This is a genomic window from Rhodoplanes elegans, assembly GCF_016653355.1.
GTDB classification, from domain to species: Bacteria; Pseudomonadota; Alphaproteobacteria; order Rhizobiales; family Xanthobacteraceae; genus Rhodoplanes; species Rhodoplanes elegans.
This window is the reverse complement of record NZ_NHSK01000050.1, coordinates 25700-45071: the sequence shown is the minus strand read 5'-3', so window position 1 is coordinate 45071 and position 19372 is coordinate 25700. Positions and strand designations below refer to the sequence as shown.

General features: G+C 69.0%; 15 protein-coding genes. 10 read left to right on the top strand and 5 right to left on the bottom strand.

The genetic code is table 11. The features are described 5' to 3' along the window. Positions 1-251 precede the first annotated feature (251 nt). From CCR97_RS04175 to CCR97_RS04160, 4 genes are all read right to left on the bottom strand, one after another. A complete protein-coding gene (locus tag CCR97_RS04175) occupies positions 252-1106 on the bottom strand; it encodes an SDR family NAD(P)-dependent oxidoreductase (RefSeq protein WP_111358379.1) in 855 nt (284 codons plus the stop codon). A 151-nt stretch (positions 1107-1257) separates the two neighbouring features. Next, positions 1258-2208: a carbamate kinase gene (locus tag CCR97_RS04170; protein WP_111358380.1), complete on the bottom strand. Its 951-nt coding sequence runs from the start codon at positions 2206-2208 to the stop codon at positions 1258-1260. Positions 2209-2445: 237 nt separating this feature from the next. Next, on the bottom strand, positions 2446-3636 hold the full coding sequence (gene ygeW / locus CCR97_RS04165; RefSeq protein WP_111358381.1) for a knotted carbamoyltransferase YgeW: 1191 nt from the start codon (positions 3634-3636) through the stop codon (positions 2446-2448). 94 nt (positions 3637-3730) lie between these two features. Next, on the bottom strand, positions 3731-5272 hold the full coding sequence (locus CCR97_RS04160; RefSeq protein ID WP_146618806.1) for a peptidase dimerization domain-containing protein: 1542 nt from the start codon (positions 5270-5272) through the stop codon (positions 3731-3733). A 251-nt stretch (positions 5273-5523) separates the two neighbouring features. Here CCR97_RS04160 and CCR97_RS04155 point away from each other — a divergent pair, with 251 nt between their 5' ends. The 5 genes from CCR97_RS04155 (at position 5524) to CCR97_RS04135 (ending at position 13658) form a co-directional block, all read left to right on the top strand. Beyond that, complete coding sequence (locus CCR97_RS04155) at positions 5524-6348, top strand: MurR/RpiR family transcriptional regulator (RefSeq protein WP_170145928.1); 825 nt, start codon at positions 5524-5526, stop codon at positions 6346-6348. A gap of 24 nt (positions 6349-6372) precedes the next feature. Further along, entirely contained in the window at positions 6373-9012 is a 2640-nt protein-coding gene (xdh, locus tag CCR97_RS04150; RefSeq protein ID WP_111358384.1) for a selenium-dependent xanthine dehydrogenase, read from the top strand. A 177-nt stretch (positions 9013-9189) separates the two neighbouring features. Continuing rightward, positions 9190-10395 carry an amidohydrolase family protein gene (locus CCR97_RS04145; RefSeq protein WP_111360126.1) on the top strand — a complete coding sequence of 402 codons (1206 nt, stop codon included), beginning with the start codon at positions 9190-9192 and terminating at the stop codon, positions 10393-10395. Between the two features lie 266 nt (positions 10396-10661). Then, positions 10662-12158, top strand: coding sequence for a pyridoxal-phosphate dependent enzyme (locus tag CCR97_RS04140; protein ID WP_111360125.1), 1497 nt, complete (start codon positions 10662-10664; stop codon positions 12156-12158). A 207-nt stretch (positions 12159-12365) separates the two neighbouring features. Further along, entirely contained in the window at positions 12366-13658 is a 1293-nt protein-coding gene (locus CCR97_RS04135) for a pyridoxal-phosphate dependent enzyme (protein WP_201159322.1), read from the top strand. A gap of 15 nt (positions 13659-13673) precedes the next feature. Here the strand turns inward: CCR97_RS04135 and CCR97_RS04130 are convergent, their stop codons facing one another. Further along, complete coding sequence (locus CCR97_RS04130; protein WP_170145790.1) at positions 13674-14483, bottom strand: FadR/GntR family transcriptional regulator; 810 nt, start codon at positions 14481-14483, stop codon at positions 13674-13676. A 246-nt stretch (positions 14484-14729) separates the two neighbouring features. Between CCR97_RS04130 and CCR97_RS04125 the strand changes: the two genes are divergently transcribed. The 5 genes from CCR97_RS04125 to CCR97_RS04105 all read left to right on the top strand — a co-directional run bounded on the left by CCR97_RS04125 (position 14730) and on the right by CCR97_RS04105 (position 19349). After that, complete coding sequence (locus CCR97_RS04125) at positions 14730-15878, top strand: cupin domain-containing protein (protein ID WP_201159321.1); 1149 nt, start codon at positions 14730-14732, stop codon at positions 15876-15878. A 77-nt stretch (positions 15879-15955) separates the two neighbouring features. After that, positions 15956-17083, top strand: coding sequence for an LVIVD repeat-containing protein (locus CCR97_RS04120; RefSeq protein WP_111356852.1), 1128 nt, complete (start codon positions 15956-15958; stop codon positions 17081-17083). A gap of 65 nt (positions 17084-17148) precedes the next feature. Further along, positions 17149-17544, top strand: a complete 396-nt coding sequence (locus tag CCR97_RS04115) for a RidA family protein (RefSeq protein ID WP_111356857.1) — start codon at positions 17149-17151, stop codon at positions 17542-17544. Positions 17545-17619: 75 nt separating this feature from the next. Further along, complete coding sequence (locus CCR97_RS04110; protein ID WP_245428809.1) at positions 17620-18513, top strand: ABC transporter ATP-binding protein; 894 nt, start codon at positions 17620-17622, stop codon at positions 18511-18513. After that, entirely contained in the window at positions 18510-19349 is an 840-nt protein-coding gene (locus CCR97_RS04105; protein WP_244670258.1) for an ABC transporter permease, read from the top strand. The genes CCR97_RS04110 and CCR97_RS04105 overlap by 4 nt, the downstream gene beginning before the upstream one ends. The last annotated feature ends 23 nt before the right edge of the window (positions 19350-19372 follow it).

Sequence of the window (19372 nt, the reverse complement as noted above, 5' to 3'; positions counted from 1 at the left end):
AAACCCCCCAGCGCCAATGGTACTGAGTCTCAAGGCTCGGAAGAGTAGGTCGCTGCCAGGCCTGCCAAGAACGGATGCCTCTCCACGATATCAACCCACCCAAAACCGCCCGCCAAGGCCAAAAGCCCGGCGGGCGGTTTTGCGTCGTTCCGGAATCGCTTCAAACCGACAACGCATCGAGCGTGCGGGTCGCGCACCGATCGGCCGGCTTGATCAAGGCGAGTTCCGAGCGACGCTGGGCGGAGTGCCGATCAGTCCTTCTCGCCGCCCTTTACGAAGGCGGCGAAGGCCTCGGCATAGTCGGGGTGCCAGCGCGACAGCGCCGGCCGGTTCTCCACAAGATCCCCCGCAGCCCAGAGAATCCGACACTCGTCCAGCGTCCGCGTAACCTCGTGGTCCGGGCAGAGGATGTAGAAGTCGCCGCGGTCGAGATGCGACATCATCGACTCGATGGTCTGCTCGGGCGTCCAGGCGCCGGCCGGCTTCTCGGTGCGACCGCGCGCCGTCAGCGCCGTGAACACGAAGCCGGGAATCAGCAGATGCGCCGTCACGGCGCAGTTGTCCGTGGTACGCAGCTCGTGCGCCAGGAGCTCGGTGAACGTCTTCACGCCGGCCTTCGAGACATTGTAGGCGGGGTCGCCGGGCGGCGTGGTGATGCCCTGCTTCGAGCCGGTGTTGATCACGAGGCCGGGCCGGCCGCGGTTGATCATGTGCGGCACGAAGACGTGGCAGCCGTGGATCACGCCCCACAGATTGACGCCGAGAATGCGCTCCCAGTTCGCCTGCGGGGCGAACATGTGGCTGCCCGGCTGCACGCCGGCATTGTTCATCAGCACGTCGGTGCCGCCGAATCGCTCGCGGACCTCCGCCTCCAGCGCTTCGAGATCCTCCCGCCGGCTCACGTCGATGACGCGAGTCACGATGGTCGCGTCCGGACGTTCGGCGTGCACCGCGGCCTCCGCGGCCGCGAGATGCTCGGGACTCACGTCGGCGATGACCACGGTGAGACCGAGCCTCGCGAACGCCTGGACGGCCGCGAGGCCGATGCCGGCTGCGCCGCCGGTGACGACGGCGACGGCGCCGGGCTGGAAGACGGGGTGCGGCATCGCGCGCTCCTGTTCGCGACAGATCGGCCGGCCGCGCGCGTAACGCGCGGCGGCGGCGCTCCGTTCTACCGGAAACGCCGCCACCGCGCTGTGCGCAGGTCGCATTGGAGCGTAACACCGGACACGGGACTCGGGTCCCGTGCCTGACGGGTCAGGCGACGACGCGCGTCCCGGCCCGGCCCTCGATCGCGGCCGCCATGTGGCCCGGATCTGTGATCACGGCCTCGCGGCCGCCACCCTCCAGGAACGCCACGCAGGCCTCGACCTTCGGCAGCATGCTGCCGGGCTTGAAGTGCCCCTCGGCCATGTAGCGGCGCGCCTCGGCCAGCGTCATGGTGTCGAGCGCGCGCTGGGTCGGCTTGCCGAAATCGAGCGCGACCTTCTCGACGCCCGTGGTGATGACCAGCATCTCGGCGCCGAGCTGGCGGGCGAGCAGGCTCGACGCGAGGTCCTTGTCGACCACGGCGGAGGCACCGGTCAGAGACCCGTTCTCGTCCTCGACCACGGCGATGCCGCCGCCGCCCGCCGCGACGACGACGAAGCCTGCGTCGAGCAGGCGCTGCACCGCTTCGAGATCGAGGATCGCCTTCGGCTGCGGCGAGGCGACGACACGACGCCAGCCGCGGCCGGCATCCTCCACCACGTCCCAGCCGTCCTTCGTGCGATGCTCCTCGGCCTTTTCCTTGGTGAGGAACGAGCCGATCGGCTTGGTCGGGTTCTTGAACGCGGGATCGTCGCGATCGACCGCGACTAGCGTCACGAGCGCGGCCGGCGAGCGGTCGACGCCATGGCGGCGCATCTCGTTGCGCAGCGCCAGCTCGAGCTGATAGCCGAGCGCACCCTGCGTGTCGGCGACGCAGGAATCGAGCGGCACCTGGTGGAGCGCCGGCGCGGCGAGCTCGGAGCGGCGCAGGATGAAGCCGACCTGCGGGCCGTTGCCGTGCGTCACCACGAGCCGCAGCGCGGGATCGCGCAGCAGCTGCACGATCTCGGCGCAGGCCTTCTCGGCGGCGCGGTACTGGTCCGGAACCGATTGATGACTCTCGTCGGCGATGAACGAATTGCCGCCGAGCGCGACGACGACGGTCTTGCTCTTCGACATTGGCAGCCCCCTCCCGGTGGAGACTCGTTGGCCGGTCTGATGCCGGTCCCGAATGAAAATACGAAATCCGCCCTCACCCTGAGGAGCCCGCGCAGCGGGCGTCTCGAAGGGCGAAGGCGGCCCCGACGTCGAGACCATTCGACGTCGGCTCGCCTTGTGCCTTGGCCTCGTGGTTCGAGACGCGGCCTGCGGCCGCCCCTCACCACGAGGGGACGTGCCGTGCGTGGTCGCTCCGCCTCAGAGGCTGAGCGGCTTGGCGCGGCGGATGATCTCCTCCAGCTTCGCGGCCGGATCGCGCAGGCGGGTGAGGAACATCAGGGCGCTGATCACGAACGGCTTGTAGCTCGCTTCGTGATAGGTCGGGATGCGATACTGCTCGAACACCTCGGCCGAGACCTCGCCCTTCTTGCAGCTCACGTCGGTGATGTCGGCCGGCAGGCAGTGCATGTAGAGGGCCGACTTGTCGCGCGTGAGGTTCATCTTGGCGCGGTCGCACTCCCAGTTCTGGAACTTGGCGTTGTTGGCCAGGCACTCCTTCTCCAGCGCCTTGAGGCCGTCCTTGTCGGAGGCCTTCAGGAGCTCGGTGCGGCGCTGCATGACCTGATAGGGCGCCCACGACTTCGGATAGACGATGTCGGCGTTCTCGAAGGCGGCCTCCATGCTGTTGACTACCTCGAACGAGCCGCCGGTCTCGACCGACTGCTTGCGCGCCGTCTCGATCACGTCCGGGATCAGGCCGTAGCCCTCCGGATGGGCGAGGCTGACATTCATGCCGAAGCGGCTCATCAGGCCGATCACGCCCTGCGGCACCGAGAGCGGCTTGCCGTAGCTCGGGCTATAGGCCCAGGTCATGGCGATCTTCTTGCCGCGGAGGTTCTCGAGGCCGCCAAAATGCTTCTTCAGCCAGGCGAGGTCCGCGAGCGCCTGGGTCGGGTGGTCGACGTCGCACTGCAGATTGATGACGCTCGGGCGGCGATGCAGCACGCCCTTCTCGGTGCCCTCGGTCAGCGCGGCGCCGACCTCGCGCATGTAGGTGTTGCCCTCGCCCAGGAACATGTCGTCGCGGATGCCGATCGCCTCGGCCATGAACGAGATCATGTTGGCGGTCTCGCGCACGGTCTCGCCGTGGGCGATCTGGCTCTTCTCCTCGTCGAGCTCGGAGAGCGTGAAGCCTAGCGCGCTCGCGGCCGCGGCGAACGAGAAGCGGGTGCGAGTCGAGTTGTCGCGGAAGATCGAGATCGCGAGGCCGGACTCGAACGCCCGGTAGGACGTGCCCTGCGCGTGCAGCTGCTTGAGCGCCTCGGCGAGCGTCAGGATCGCCTTGATCTCGTCGAGCTTGTGCTCCCACGTGATCAGGAAGTCCTTGTGGAACAGGTCGGTCTTCAGGGCCTTGAAGGCGGCGAGCTCTTTCTCGACGGCGGTCGTCATGGGCGTGATCCTTGCTGAACGAAGTGGAGCAGGGGTCTGCTCGAAAGGCGGGGAGCCGGGCCGTCCGCAAGGGACGACCCGGTCGTCGTCGAAATCAGGCGTTGCCGGCGAACACGCTGGGGAAGCGCGCCAGGAAGGCGATGCAATGCCGCACCTCGCGCACGTCGACGCATTCGGCGATCTTGTGGGTGTTCTGCTCGATGCCGGGGGCGAAGCCGAACATCGCCGGGTGCTTGTAGGCGCCCGAGACGACCCAGTTCTTGCTCTTGCCGACCGGGATCGACGTGTCGTCCTTGGGCACCGGATAACCGACGCCGTCGGTCGAGAAGATCCAGCGATCGACGCGCGGCTCCTTCGGGATGAAGCCGCCGGTGCCGCTGACGCCGTTCACGTGCGGGCTGACGACGCCCTTGTAGGCCGTCACGGCCGCCGAGATCGCCGGATGCTCCTCGGGCGTCACCCAACCCAGATAGATCTGGTCGTTGTTGAGCACGTAGCCCTTCCAGCTCGCGTCCGGATAGACCGGGATCGCGACCGTGACCTCGAGGCCGGCGGCGCGGGCCGCGGCGACCGACGAGAGGCTCTCGACGTCCTTCACCGACTGCTCGGGCGTCTCGCCGATGGTGAGGCGGCGGTCGAACCGGAACGTGAAGCGGGCCGGCACGGCGCAGTCGCTCGGCGTGTCGAGCGTCGCCCACGAGGCGGTGCGGGTGCCGTGGCCGAGGAATTCGTTGTCGAGGAAGCCGTCGCGCTTCTCGTACTTCTCGGCCGCCTCCTTCAGGATCGCGGCGCCGAACTCGAGCGGGTTGAGGCCCATCCACGGCATCGAGCCGTGCGACGAGCGGCCCGTCACGGTCACCTCGATCTGCATGCGGCCGCGCTGGCCGCGATAGATGCCGAGCGCGCCCTTCTTGGCGTCGCCGGTCGAGTCGGTGAGAATGACGACGTCCGGGATCAGCTCGGGCTTGGCGCCCGGCAGGACGTTGCGCATCACGTACATCGGGCCGGCGCCGTCGTTGTCCTCCTCGCAGACGGTCGCATAGGAGCGCACGATCACGCCCTTCAGCGCGCCCTCGGGGGCGAGCTCGAGGAGAATCTTCGAGGCGACGATCTGCGAGATCACGCCGCCGAGCTGGTCGGCCGAGCCACGCCCGAACAGCAGGCTGTCCCACTCGCTCTCCGGCGGCACCCAGCCGAGCTCCTTCTCGAGCATCGGCTTGGTGATCTTGGCGCGGTCGAGCAGGCCGTCATAGACGTCGACGCCGCCGTTGGTCTTGGCGAGCCAGACGTCGCGCAGCGGCTTCACCGTGTCGGTGTGACCGTCGAGATAGATGACCTTCTTCTGGTCGGCCGGAATGGCGTCGTTCGGGTCGGTCACCACCCAGACGAGATTGCCGAAGGCGTCGAAGTCGACGTCCTTCGCGTCGCGCACGGCGCCGATCTCGATGATTCGCTTGCGCAGGTAGTCGAGGCGGGGGAACTCGTGATTCGAGGTGCCGCAGCGCGGGTCGCCGCCCTGCTCGACCGGACGGTCGACATAGTCGGCCGGGATCCGGATGGCCTCCTTGAGGATTTCGATCGCCAGCGGGTGGTATTTTTCGGCGAGTTCGGCCACGCGGCCATCGAGCTTCGACATCGGCATCCATCTCCAATCGAATTGGGCTGCAGTTCGCTGCAGTCCCGGCCGGCCGCCCCCTCGGCGACAGGCCTTCGCCCGCATGGCCTCCTGATCCGCACGACTCCGTACGGAGCGAAAACCTCGTGACGGTCCGGATGCCGTGGCGGGCAGGCGCGGCGTATATCCGGCCGGTTCGCGCATATGAAACACGAATTTCGCGATTGCGTCTAGATGAAATTTGTGTTTCTCTCTCCGACATGGTGCAGCCCTTGGACCAAGCGATCCGCGCCCAGTACGAGCGCCTGCCCGCCGGCGAACGGAAGATCGCCGACGTGCTGCTCGACCTCGGCGACGAGCTGCCGGCCTATTCGGCGACCGAGCTGGCGGAGCGCGCCGGGGTCTCCAAGGCGACCGCCACCCGTCTGGTGCGGCGGCTCGGCTATGCCGACTACCAGGACTTGCGCCAGCAGGCCCGCGCCGGCATGGCGTCGGGCTCGCCGCTCGCCGAGCTGCGCGAGACCGCGATGCCGGGCAATCTCGGCCGCCATCTCGAGCACGATCTTGCCTGCCTGACCCTGACCCTGAAGGGCATCCCGCCCGAGCACGCCGAGCGCGCCGTCGCCGTGCTGGCGAAGGCGCCGCGCCTCTTCGTCGTCGGCTTCCGCAACAGCCACGCGCTCGCGCTCTATGCCCGCGAGCTCCTGGTGCAGGTGAAGCCGGACGTCCGCCTTCTACCGCTGCCCGGCCAGACGCTGGCCGAGGATCTCTCCACCCTGTCGGCCGGCGACGCCGTGCTGATGCTGGGCTTCCGCCGCCGGCCGCCCGTGCTGGCCAAGATCCTGCGCGTCGCCCGCACGGCCGGGGCCGATGTCGTTCTGCTCACCGACCCGTCGCTCGGCGACGTCGCCGACGAGGCGACCGTGACGTTCCGCTGCCTCAGCCGTGGCGCCAGCCTGTTCGATTCCTACGTGGCGCCGCTCAGCCTGCTCAATCACCTGTGCGCCGAGGTCGCGCTCGCGCTCGGCGAGACGGCGCAGGCGAAGCTGCGGCGCAGCGAGCAGCTGCACGACGTCTTCGGCGACTTCGGATTCTGAGACACACCGAGGAGAAGCGCCATAATGACCAAAACAGTCCGCTTCCGCCTGAACGGCGATCTCGTCGCGGTCGACACGCTCGCCGACGAGCCGTTGCTCGACGTGCTGCGCGAGCACTTCAAGATCAAGTCGATCAAGCCCGGCTGCGCGCCCCAGAAGGAATGCGGCTGCTGCCTGGTGCTGATCGAGGGTCAGCCCAAGGTCACCTGCTCGATCAAGGTGGCGCAGATCGAGGGACGCTCGATCCTCACGCTGGAGGGGGTCTCCGACAACGAGCGCAAGCTCTACGCCGACGCCTTCCAGGCGACCGCCGGCCTGCAATGCGGCTACTGCACGCCCGGCCTGGTGCTGCGGATCAAGTATCTCACCGACCAGGATCGCGACTTCACCCGCGACGAGATTGCCAAGGCGCTCGACGGCCATCTGTGCCGCTGCACCGGCTATGTGAAGATTCTCGACGCGGTCGAGCTGATCCACAAGGCCAAGCGCGGCGGCGCGCTGCCGCCCGTGGTCGAGAACGGCGGCGTCGGCGAGCCGCTGCAGCGCTGGCAGGGCTCCGACCTGGTGCTCGGCCGCCGGCCCTTCGTCGCCGACATCGACGCCCCGAACATGCTGCACGGCGTCGTGGTGCTGTCGCCGCATGCGCGCGCCCGCGTCAACAAGATCGACGTCAGCAAGGCGTTGGCGCTGCCCGGCGTGCACGCCGTCGCCACGGCCAAGGACGTGCCCGGCAACCGCTGGGTCGGCCTGATCTATCCGGATTGGCCCGTGATGGTCGCCGAGGGTGAGGAGGTCCGCTATGTCGGCGACGTGGTCGCCGCGATCGCGGCCGACACGGCCCGCATCGCCCGCGAGGCGGCCGCGCTGGTCGAGGTCGACTACGCGCCGCTGCCGCCCGTGCTCGACCCGTTCGAGGCGGTGAAGCCGGGTGCCCCGCAGGTCAATCCGAATCACGCCAACGTCCTGCAGGTGACCCGGATCGTGAAGGGCGACGCCGACGCGGCCCTGAAGGGCTCGACTCACGTCGTCACCGGCACCTGGAAGACGCAACGTATCGAGCATCTGTTCCTGGAGACCGAGGCGACGCTCGCCGTGCCGCTGCCCGACGGGCGGCTGCACATCTACAGCCAGGGCCAGGGCATCTTCGACGATCGCCGCCAGGTGGCGAGCGTGCTGGGCGAGCCGGAAGAGAATCTGTTCGTCGAGCTGATGCCGAACGGCGGCGCCTTCGGCGGCCGCGAGGACATGACCATCCAGGCGCAGACGGCGCTGCTCGCCCGTATGACCGGGCGGCCCGTGCGGGTGACGCTGACCCGCGACGAATCGGTGCGCATGCATCCCAAGCGCCATCCGCTGACCATGACCTACACGGTCGGCTGCGACGCGCAGGGGCATCTCACCGGTGCCAGGATCTCGATCATGGGCGACTCGGGCGCCTACGCTTCGGTCGGTGGCAAGGTGCTGGAGCGCGCCGCCGGCCACGCGGTCGGCCCCTACAAGGTGCCGGCGATCGACATCGAATCGACCGCGGCCTACACCAACAATCCGCCCTGCGGCGCGATGCGCGGCTTCGGCGTCAACCAGACCAGCTTCGCGATCGAGGGCTGCCTCGATCTGCTCGCCGCCAAGGTCGGGCTCGACGGCTTCGAGATGCGCTGGCGCAACGTGCTGCGCACCGGCGACGCCTACACGACCGGCCAGATTCTCGACAAGCCGATCGGCGTCGAGACGACGCTCGCGGCCGTCAAGGACGCCTATTACGCGGCGAAGAACGCCGGTCGCGCGGTCGGCATCGCCTGCGCGCTGAAGAACTCCGGCCTCGGCAACGGCGCGATCGAGCGCGGCCACGCCCGCCTCGTCGTCCAGCCCGACGGCACCATCGACCTGCACACCGGCTTCACCGAGATGGGGCAGGGGCTGCTCACCATCCTGACGCAATGCGCCGTCGAGGTGACTCATCTGCCGGCCGACATCTTCCGCCCGCAGGTCAACACCCGCTTCGAGCTCGGCGCCGGCCAGACGACGGGCTCGCGCGCGACGCTGCTCGCCGGCCGCGCCGTCATCGACGCCGCCGAGAAGCTGAAGCTCGATCTCGCCAAGGGCCTGTCGCTCGACGATCTCGCCGGCCGCATCTACGAGGGCACGACCGCGGTCGACGACACCACGGCGCCGGGCGAGACCAAGAACGGCAAGATCAAGACGCACACGACCTTCGGCTGGGCCACCCAGGTGGTGGTGCTGGACGAGGCCGGCGCCGTCGACACGGTCTACGCCGCGCACGACGTCGGTCGCGCCCTCAACCCGCAGCAGTGCACGGCCCAGATCGAGGGCGCCGTGCACATGGGCCTCGGCTACGCGCTCACCGAGGAGCTTCCGTGCAAGGACGGCATGCCGGTCACCGCGAAGCTGCGCGAGATCGGCGTGCTGCGCGCCCAGCACATGCCGAAGGTCGAGGTGACGCTGGTCGAGGTGCCGGAGCCGGAAGGCCCGTTCGGCGCCAAGGGCGTCGGCGAGATCGGCCTGGTGCCGACCGCCGGTGCGGTCGCCGGCGCGCTCGCGATGTTCGACGGCACCCGCCACATGCGCCTGCCGATGAAGGAGTCGCCGGCCGCCAAGGCGATCAATCTCGGCCGCATCCCGGGCGACCGCAACGAGTGGCACTGAGGATCTTCTGATGTGCTCGCGGCGTCGCACAGCGTCGTCATGGCCGGGCTCGTCCCGGCCATCCACGACCTTGCGCGTGGCCGCGGCACCAGGCGTGGATGCCCGGGACGAGCCCGGGCATGACGGTTCCGAGTTCGACGACCTGCCGTTCTTCGTTCCGACGGCCGGAGCAACCAGATGACTCACTCTCAGGCGCTCATCATCGGCCCCGACCGCCACGGTCGCCGCGTCGCGATCGTCGACGGCGTGGTGGCGCGCGATGCGCCGGCCGACGCGCCGGTGCTGTCCTGCCCGGACGGCGAGATCGCGCCCGGCCATGTCTGCGCCCACACCCACATCTACAGCGCGCTCGCGCCGTACGGCATGCCGAAGCCCGAGCCGGCGCCGGAGAATTTCGTCCAGATTCTCGAGCGCGTGTGGTGGCGGCTCGACCGCGCCATCGATGCCGAGACGCTGCGGGCCGGCGCACGTGATTACGTCGCCAAGGCGCTGCTCGCCGGCACGACGACGCTGATCGATCACCACGAGTCGCCGAACCTGATCGAGGGCTCGCTCGAGGTCCTGAGCGACGTCACGACCGAGCTCGGCATCCGCGCGGTCCTCTGCTTCGGCGCCACCGAGCGCAATTTCGGCCGCGACGAGGCGGTGCGCGGGCTCGCCGAGAACCGCACCGTCGTCGCCTCGCCGCTGCTGCGCGGCATGGTCGGGCTGCATGCGAGCTTCACGGTGTCGGACGAGACGATCGCCGAGGCCGGCGACCTCGCCCGCACGCTCGGCACCGCCGTGCACGTCCACGTCGCCGAAGACATGGCCGACGTCGAGGACGCGAAGCGCCGCGGCTTCGAGGGGCCGCTCGAGCGGCTGATCGCGCTCGGCGCGATCGTGCCCGGCTCGATCATCGCGCACGGCGTGCATCTCGATGCCGCGCAGGTGAGACTCGCGGCCCGCAACGGCGCCTGGTTCGTGCAGAACCCGCGCTCCAACGAAGGCAACAGGGTGGGGTACGCCGGCAACCTGTCGCAGGTGTCGACCGTGGCGCTCGGCGTCGACGGGTGGGACCCGGACATGGCCGTCGAGCAGGCGGCGCTCGCCCGTCTCGCGCAGGAGAACAAGGACGAGGCCGTCGCCGGCCCGCGCGCCGCGACGCGGCTCGCCGCAGGTCACGCCCTGATGGCCGAGCGTTTCGGTCTGCATCCCGAGCCGCTGGCCGTGGGTGCCGCCGGCGACGTGGTGGTGCGGCGCGACGGCGCCGTCGAGCACGTCGTCGTCGCCGGCCGCCCGGTCGTGCTCGACGGACATCTGGTCGCAGGCGACCCGGCTGCCTTCCAGGCGGCGGCGCGCGCCGAGGCGGCGCGGCTGTGGGACCGGCTGAAGAATGTATGATAAGGACGCGCGATCGATCTCACCTCTTTCGCCTCTCCCCGCGCGCGGGGAGAGGTCGACGGCCGCGCGTCGTCGCGCAGTCGTCGGGTGAGGGGGCGTCTCCGCGACGCTCAGCACCCGAAGCCCATCACCCCGACCCTCTCCCCGCAGGCGGGTGAGGGAGACGAGCGAGCGGGCCTGAACAAAAAAGCTCTCCCGCCCGGGAGAGGGCCGAGTCCCGTGCTCGGTCGAATCCCGAACCCTGATCATCACGACGGAAGGACAACATGGCGCGGCTGGGACTCGAGCGGACGGTGGTCGACACCGGTGTCTATGAGCGGACGAACGCCCGCTTCCGCGAGGCGAACGTGGTGCTGCCGACGCTCGCCGAGCTGGCGAACCCGACCACCATCGACCCCGCGATTCGCGGCAAGCTGCGCGACGTCGATCCCGACTCGCCGCATCCGCTGAATCTGTTCCGGGTGCATTGGTGGAACGACGCGGCACGCCGCGACCTCGTCGACGTGCCCGGCTTCGTCGAGCTACCGAGCGAGCTGACCGGCGTGAAGGCCCGCATCGTGCTCGCCGTCGGCGACCGCTTCCCGATGATCGCCGCCCACAAGGTGCTGGCCGCCTATGGCTGCCTGGTGCCGCGCGTCGTCACCGGCCAGTTCGACCCGACGCATCACCGCGCCATCTGGCCGTCGACCGGCAACTACTGCCGCGGCGGCGTCGCGATCTCGCGCATCCTCGGCTGCCGCGGCGTCGCCGTGCTGCCCGAGAACATGAGCAAGGAGCGCTTCGACTGGCTCGATCGCTGGGTCACGGATCCCTCCGACATCATCCGGACGCCGGGCTCGGAGAGCAACGTCAAGGAAATCTACGACGCCTGCGCGGCGCTCGATCGCGATCCCGACAACATCATCTTCAATCAGTTCTGCGAGTTCGGGAACTACGTCGTCCACCGCACCTGCACGGGTGCGGCGCTCGCGAAGGTCTACGAGACCATCACCAAGGGGAAGAAGGGCGCGAAGCTCGCCGCCTATGTCTCGGCGACCGGCTCGGCCGGCACGCTCGCGGCCGGTGATCATCTGAAGGCCACCTACGGCACCAAGATCGTCGCCGTCGAGGCCGAGGAGTGCCCGACGCTGCTCTACAACGGCTTCGGCGAGCACAACATCCAGGGCATCGGCGACAAGCACGTGCCGTTCATCCACAACGTGATGAACACCGACATGGTGGTCGGCGTCTCCGACCACGCGACCGACACGCTGTTCGTGCTGTTCAACACCGACGAGGGCCGCAAGTACCTGGTCGAGCGGCGCGGCCTCGATCCGGCACTGGTCGCGCAGCTCCCGCATTTCGGCCTCTCCGGCCTGTGCAACATGCTGGCCGCCATCAAGGCGGCGAAGTACTGGGATCTCGGCCCCGACGACGTGATCATGACGGTGGCGACCGACGGCTCGGCCATGTACGGCAGCGAGATCGTCAAGGCGATGCCGAAGTATTTCGGCAACCGCTTCGATCAGGTCGCGGCGGGTGAGACCTGGGGCCGGTCGCTCGCCGGCATCGGCACCGATCACCTGATCGAGCTGACCCATGTCGACCGCAAGCGCATCTTCAACCTCGGCTACTTCACCTGGGTGGAGCAGCAGGGCGTCTCGCTCGAGGAGTTCACGGTGCGGGCGAAGCAGTCGTTCTGGGACAGCCTTCTCGACATGGTGCCGGCCTGGGACGAGATGATCCGCGCCTTCAACGCCAAGAGCGGCGCGGGCCGGAGCTGACGCGGCGCCGCATCCCGATCCGCCTCGTCCCGAGGAGCGCCGAAGGCGCGTCTCGAAGGACGGGGCGGCCGAATTCTCCGACCCGTCATGCCCGGGCTCGTCCCGGGCATCCACGCTCCGGGCCGATGCCGCAAGCTCGTGGATGGCCGGGACGAGCCCGGCCATGACGCGGCAGACACCCCGGCCCTCGCTCTGCACCGGTTTGTCATGACCTCCTCCGTTCCTCACTTCGTCTGTCACGGCTGCGGCGCGCGCGTCGCGATCGACGTCGCGCTCCCCTTCGGTTGCCCGAACGCCAAAGACGGCGACGACATCGATCATCTGCTGGTGCCGGAGGAGGGCGACGCCGTCTTCGCGCCGGGCTCCGAGGACGATCCGTTTCTCAGATATCGCGCGATGCTGTCGCCGTACCGGCTGGCGCGCGCGAAAGGCCTCTCCGATGGCGCGTGGGCCGAGATCGTCGGCGCGTTGGACCAGAACTTGATCGCCGTCGACGGTCGCGGCTTTCGCGTGACGCCGATGACGCGCGAGGCGGCGCTCGCGCAGGCGGTCGGACTCGATAGTCCCTTGTTCGTGAAGGACGAGACGCACAACGTCTCGGGCTCGCACAAGGCCCGTCACCTGATGGGCGTGATGCTCTATCTGCGCGTGCTGGACGCGGCGCGGCTCCCTCTCGCGGAGGGACTCCGCACGCGAAAGCTCGCGATCGCGTCGTGCGGCAACGCGGCGCTCGCCGCCGCCGTGGTGGCGCGCGCGGCCGCGTGGCCGCTCGACGTGTTCATCCCACCCGATGCGAGCCCGGCCGTCGTCGCGCGGCTGAAGGACCTCGGCGCCGACATCACGGTGTGCGACCGCAAGGCCGGCGAGACGGGCGATCCGTGCGTGACGGCGTTCCGCGCCGCGGTGCGCGACGGCGCGCTGCCGTTCGGCGTGCAGGGGCCCGACAACGGCCTCGCCATCGAGGGCGGCCGCACGCTCGGCTTCGAGATCGCCGAGACGCTCGCCGCGGCCGGCAGCGAGCCCGGCACTCTGTATGTCCAGGTCGGCGGCGGCGCGCTGGCGAGCGCGCTGGCGCAGGGGCTTTTTCAAGCGCTCGCGGCCGGGCGGCTCGCCCGCATGCCGCGTATCGTCGCGCTTCAAACCGAAGGCTGCGCACCGCTCGCCCGCGCCTTCGGCAAGGCGACCGACATCGCTCTCGATGCGGCCGCGAAGCACCGCACGAACTACATGTGGGCTTGGGAGAGCGTGCCGCACAGCCTCGCGCACGGCATCCTCGACGACGAGACCTACGACTGGCTGGAGATCCTGAAAGGCGTGCGCACGAGCGGCGGCGCCGTCGTCGTCGCGCCGGAGTCGGCGGTCGAACGCGCGTATGATCTCGGCAAGCGCCACACGGCGATCGCGGCCTCCGCCACCGGCACGGCCGGCCTCGCCGGCCTGCTGAGCGGGCCGCTGCCGCCCGGCCCCGTCACGGTGCTGTTCTCCGGGATCGATCGCTGATCTGATCAGCTCCGGTCAGTCGCTCATCTCGGCGCGCGGAAACGCGTACTCGATCAGCCGCTGCTGGATCGCGGTGAGGTGCGCCCGCATGGCGTCCTCGGCGAGGGTCGCGTTGCGGGCCGAGATGGCGGCGGCGATGCGCCGGTGCGCCGCCGCATAGACCGCCTGGTTGTTGATGCAGTGCGCCGTCTCGCGCCCGTGCCGCCAGCTCCCGTCGGCCGCCGTCTCCATCACGGCCTCGAAGATCGCGATCATCAACGGATTGCGGGTCGCCGCCGCGACGCGGCGATGGAATGCCGCGTCGGCCTTCTCGTAGGAGGGCGGATCGGGCGCGACGCGGCTCGCCTCGGCCGCCTCGAACAGCTTGTCGATATCGCCGGGCGTCGCGCGCAGCGCCGCGAGCCGCGCCTGCATGGGCTCGATGGCGAGGCGCGCCTCCAGCGTGTCGACCGGATTGGTGAGCTTGGAGAGCTCGCGCACCAGCTCCGACGCGCTCGGCCGCGCCTCGGCCACGAAGGTGCCGCGGCCCTGCTGACGGATGATGCGGCCCTCCGCCTCCAGCGTGCCGAGCGCCTGGCGCACCACGCGACGGCTGACGCCGAGCTCGTCGGCGAGGTTCCGTTCCGGCGGCAACCGCCCGTCGTGCCCGAAGCGCTCCGACGTGATCAGCTCGCGCAGCCGATGCAGCGCGAGGTCGGACGAGTCGCGGGCGATCTCCAACGCGGCCGCGTCGAGCCGCGCCTCGGCCGTGATCAGGCCGGGCGCCGGGCCGAGCGGGATGGCGTCGGCGTGGCGGCGGGATCTCGGCTGGTCGAGGCTGCTCATATTGTTTGCTCCCTGCACGGTGCGGTGCACTCGTCTGCCGCGACGACGGGCGCCGGTCCGGGCCCCGCCGGGGCGCCGCGCCGGATTCGATCGTGAATTCAGGCGCCGGCCTCGTCGTGTGCAATGCATATCATGTGCGGGCGGACCAATAAAGAAGATTGGTGCCAAATCGGCCCGTTGACGGAGAACCTATTGCTGCTAGCCTTTCGTCATTGGTTCCGCCGACGCACCCCGATGGAGTCCTCCATGTCGACGAACGTGCATCGTCTCCCCAACCGCGACACCGCCCTGAAGGCGCTCTACGACGAGATCGGCGCCAAGAACATGTTTCCGTTCTGGGCGACCTCCGCCGACGTGCAGAACGACGAGATCAAGCAGCTGATGGCCACCTCGCGGGCGGTGCCTTATCTCTGGCGCTGCGCCGAGGACATCGAACCAATTCTGAATCGTGCCGTCGAATTGGTCACGATGGACGACTCGGAGCGCCGCTCGCTGGTGCTGGTCAATCCGGGTCTCGCGCCCAAGCGCGCCACCGTTTCGACCATGTACACGGCCTATCGGCTCAACGACGCCGACGAGATCATGCCGCCCCACAAGCACTCGCCGAGCGCGGTGCGGTTCGGCCTGAAGGGCAAGGGCAACTTCACCGGCGTGGACGGCGAGAACATCGTGTTCGGCCCCGGAGATCTGGTGCTCACCCCGAACGACACCTGGCACAATCACGGCACGGTCGGCGGCGAGCAGGCGCTCAATCTCTCGGTGCTCGACTTCCCGCTGGTCGAGACCCTCAATGCCGTTCACTTCGATCATCACTACGCCGAGGAAGTGAATGGCGTGATGGTGCCGATGAAGCAGCAGTCGGAGCGCTTCCCGTCCGACTACTCGCAGCGCATCTACGGCTATGGCGGCCTGATGCCCCGCTTCGCCAGCAAGGAGAAGCGCGGCGCCGGCTTCTCCTCGCCGATGTTCGTCTATCGCTGGGACATGATGCGCGAGCTGCTCGATCGTCACAAGGACTGGGACGGCGACGCCCACGAGGCGCTGATGGTCGAGTACATCGACCCGACCACCGGCCAGCCGGTGTTCAAGACCATCACGTTCTTCGTGCAGATGCTGCGGCCCGGTGAGCGGACGCTGCCGCTGCGCCAGACCGCGAACCTGCTGGTCGCGCCGTTCGAAGGCAAGGGCCACTCTATCGTCGACGGCAAGCGCTTCGACTGGAACGCGCACGACACGCTCGCGGTGCCGGGCGGCATGTGGTGCGAGCACGTCAACGGCTCCGACACGGACCCGGTGTTCCTGTTCGTCGCCAGCGACGAGCCGACCCAGAAGAAGCTCGACCTCTATCGCAAGTGGGGCAAGACCAAGGACGACAACATCGTCCGCCTCGTCTGATCTCGTCAGGATCTCGGCGCGTCGCCGCGCGTGGCGCGGCGCCGCACCCCCGTGCCGAACCGACGAACGAGGCTGCCTTGCTGTCACACGCCAACACCACACTCGTCTCTCATGTCGATTGCCCCGGTGGCGGGCAGGTCTGGGTCGAAGGCACCACGATGTATGTGGGCCATCAGCGACCGACCAGCGGCACCACCATCTACGACGTCTCCGACCCGGCGTCGCCGCGTCATCTCGCGACCATCGACGTTCCCGACGGCTGGCACTCGCACAAGGTGCGCGTCGCGGGCGACATCATGGTCTGCAACATGGAGAAGTTCGGCAAGGGCGCGCCTGATCAGGTCGGCGGCGGCCTGACCATCTGGGACGTGTCGCAGCCCGCCACGCCGAAGCTGATCTCGCGCTGGGACACGATCGGCGGCGGCGTCCACCGCTTCGACTTCGACGGCCGCTACGCCTACATCTCGCCGACCGTCCAGGGCTATGTCGGCAACATCGTGATGATCCTCGATCTGATCGATCCGACGAAGCCGACCGAGGTCGGGCGTTGGTGGATCCCCGGCCAGTGGACGGCCGGCGGCGAGGCGTATCCGTGGGAGACCTGGGTCCCGCCGCGCTGCCATCATCCACTGCGCTTCGGCGACCGGCTTTACGTCAGCTACTGGCACCACGGCTTCTTCATTCTCGACATCTCCGACATGTCGAAGCCGACGCTGGTCTCGCACGTCAACACCAGCCCCACGTTCCCGCACCCCACCCACACCTGCCTGCGCTTCCCGCAGAAGCTGCAGGGCCGTGACATCATGGTGGTGGCCGACGAGGACGTCGCCAAGCTGTGGCCGTCGCCGCCGAGCTTCGCCTGGGTCTACGACATCACCAACGAGCGGCTGCCGACCTCGATCGCGACGTTCCAGGTGCCGGGCCTCGATCTCGATGGCCGCCCACAGCCGCCGATGACCGGTTGTCATCAGCCGTCCGAGCGTTTCGTCGGCTCGATCGTGCCGTTCGCCTGGTTCGCGCAGGGGCTCCGGCTGGTCGACTTCGCCGATCCGTTCCGGCCGCGCGAGGTCGGGCATTATCTGCCCACGCCCGCACCCGGTGCCGACCGGCCGTCGTCCAACGACGTGACGGTCGACTCGCGCGGGCTGATCTATCTGGTCGATCGCGTCAACGGGGTCGACATCATCGAGACCACGGCGTTCTGAGCCAACATTCCGACGACCTGATGTCGATGACCGCGATCCATCGAACGCGACGCGAGGACCCGAGCATGACCGAGACGCTGGACAAGAAGCCGGACGTCTACGCCATCGGCAAGAAGAACCCGAACCTGCCGTTCCACCCCGCCGTGCGGGCCGGAGATTTCATCTTCGTCTCCGGCCAGGTGGCGAAGGACGAGAACGGCAACATGCTGTCCGGCACCATCGAGGAGGAGACGGCCGGCACCATCGAGTCGATCCGCCGGATCCTCGCCGAGGAGGGCGCGACGCTCGCCGACGTGGTGCGGGTCACGACCTATCTCGAGGACACCCGCGACTTCGGACGTTACAACAAGGTGTTCGGCGAGAAGTTCAAGGATGCCGTGCTGGCCCGCACCACCGTCGAGGCGCGCGCCGTGATCAACACCAAGATCGAGATGGACGCCATCGCCTACAAGCCGCGCTGAGGCGCGCCGCGAGACGGCGCGCGTCCGCCCGGCCGCGCGCCCCGCCTGCCAGCCCCGAACCCGTCGAGCGAGCCCGTGCTGTCCATCGCCCCCGTCAGTTCCGCCGCTGATCCCGCGCCGAAGCCGTCCGCGGCGGCCGAGCCGCACATCGTCGGGCGTGGCATCAGCGTCGATTTCGCCCACGACGGCATCGTCCAGCGGGTGCTCGCCGGAATCGACATCACGGTCGGGCGCGGCAGCTTCGTGTCGCTGATCGGTCCGTCGGGCTGCGGCAAGAGCACGCTCCTGAAGGTGATGGCCGGGCTGCTGACGCCGAGCGAGGGCACCATCACGGTCGGCGGCCTCGCGCCCGGCGAGGCGGCGAAGCGCCACATGATCGGCCTCGTCTTCCAGGAGGCGACGCTGCTTCCGTGGAAGACGGCGCTGGAGAACGCCGCCTTCCTGCTCACTGTCGGCGGTCGTGCGACCCCGAAGGATGTCGCGCTCGACAAGGCGATGGCGATGCTACGCCTCGTCAAGCTGGAAGCCGCCGCCAACAAGCTGCCGTCGCAGCTCTCCGGCGGCATGCGCCAGCGCGTCGCGATCGCCCGGGCGCTCGCGCTCGATCCCGAGGTGCTGCTGATGGACGAGCCGTTCGGCGCGCTCGACGCCATCACGCGCGAGGAGATGAGCCGCGGCCTGCTCGACATCTGGGAGCGCACCGGCAAGACCATCGTGCTGGTGACTCATTCGATCGACGAGGCCGTGTTCCTGTCGCGCGACGTGCACGTGATGGCGACCAACCCGGCCCGCATCATCGAGACGCTGCCGATCGACCTGCCGGCGCATCGCGACGAGGAGACGTTCGATCTCCCGGCCTTCGCGCAGGCGGAATCGCGGCTCCGCCACCTGCTGATCCAGAGCCACGCGGTCCAGCCGATCGGAACGTCGGCGATCGGAGCGCAGCCGCGCGCGGGAGAGCGCCGATGAGCACCCTCGACCAGGCGACCTTCCGGCCGCGCGCCGTCGCGCGTGGCGCCATGCTCCGCCGCGTCCGCCGGGCGGCGTCCGAGATCCTGCCGCCCTTCGCGCTGCTGCTCGGCGTGCTCGCGGCTTGGGAGCTCGCGATCCGGCTCCTGAACGTCTCCTCCTTCGTGCTCCCGGCGCCGTCCGCCATCGCCGTGTCGCTGGTCGAGAACTGGCCGATGCTGCTGGTCGCCTCGCGCGTCACGGCGATCGAGATCGCTGCCGGCTTCGTGCTGTCGGCGCTCGTCGGCATCGCGGTGGCGCTCGCCATCGTCCGGTTCGAGCGCTTCGGCCGCGCGCTGTATCCGCTCGTGGTGCTGTTCCAGACCGTGCCGAAGATCGCGCTCGCGCCGATCTTCATCCTGTGGTTCGGCTACGATCTCGCGCCCAAGGTGGTGCTGATCGTCGTCATCGCCTTCTTCCCCGTCGCCATCGACATGATGCACGGGTTGCAGTCCGTCGAGCCCGGCTTCATCGCGCTGATGCGCTCGGTCGGCGCGAGCCGCGGCGAGATCCTGCGCCGCGTCCAGATCCCGTACTCGCTGCCCTCCCTGATGGCGGGCCTCAAGGTCGCGGTCACGCTGAGCGTCATCGGCGCCATCGTTGGCGAGTTCGCCGGCGCCTCGGCCGGGCTCGGCTACGTGATTCAACTCTCGTCGACCCAGCTCGACACGGCGCTGGTGTTCGCCGCCCTCGTCGTCGTCTCGGTGCTCGGCCTCGCCTTCTACTACGCGCTCGAGCTCGCCGAGCAGCTCCTGGTGCCATGGGCCGCGAAATACGACCCGCTGCACCGCTCCTGATCGCCCGACGCCGACACCCCGAT